The 918-nt window shown below is 72.0% G+C and carries 1 pseudogene; it reads left to right on the forward strand.

Annotated features, from left to right (window positions below):
• Positions 1-348 precede the first annotated feature (348 nt).
• Positions 349-918 (forward strand): annotated as a pseudogene (locus tag K6I34_RS37505) (SAM-dependent methyltransferase); the annotation flags it as partial.

The following is a 918-nucleotide window of genomic DNA, read 5'->3' on the forward strand; positions in this document are numbered from 1 at the left end:
GGGCGGGACTGGGGCTAGGCACTCCGCCGGTTCCTGGACCAGGGGCCGCGCCCCCGGACCCCCGCCGCGCCTGCCGGAGTGCCTCTGCGCTCGGCGCGCGACCGCGAGCTGCGGTCGGGTGCGCCTACCGGGCTGCCTCTTACGCTGCGTTCGCGACTGCGGGCCGTCGCTGGTTGCTCGCGCCCACGCGGCGGAGCCGCATATTGAGCACTGTCCCGCGCCCCTTGCGGGGCACTCTTCGCATGTTCGGCCGGATTTCGCCGGTTATACGCAGGAAACTCGTGACAGATTCAACCGTGCGAGACAGCTGACGAATTCCCAGCGCATGTCGACGACGGGAGTACGACGATGAGCCCCACCCCCACCCCGAACGCCGGTGAGAACGCGAACGACGCCGTGGCCGCCCTGTCCGCCATCGCCTACGGCCCCCTCTACTCGTCCGCGCTGCGCGCCGTGCTCGTCCACGGCATCCCGGACCTCCTCGCCGACGGCCCCCTCCCGGTCGACGAACTCGCCCGCCGCTCCGGGACCCACGCGCCGTCGCTCGGGCGTGTCCTGCGCATGCTGGCCATGCGCGGCATCTTCCGGATCGACGAGGCGGAGTCCGTCCACCTCACCCCCACCTCGGAGCTCCTGCGCACCGGCGTGCCCCTCTCCCAGCGGTACACCCTCCTGCTGCTGTCCGACGAGGCCTTCCTCCGGGGCTTCTCCGGCCTGGAGGAGACCCTGCGCACCGGCGTCCCGGGCTTCGAGGCCGCCCACGGCAAGCCGTTCTTCGAAAAGCTCCGGACCGACCCCGACCTGCAGCACTCCTTCGACCTGGGCATGTCGTCGCTCTCCCGGCGGGCCGAGCCGAAGATCGCGGCGAGCTACACGTTCCCCGCCGAGGGCACGGTCGTCGACATCGCGGGCGGGAGG

The sequence above is a fragment of the Streptomyces sp. UNOC14_S4 genome (assembly GCF_020740835.1).
Lineage (GTDB): Bacteria > Actinomycetota > Actinomycetes > Streptomycetales > Streptomycetaceae > Streptomyces.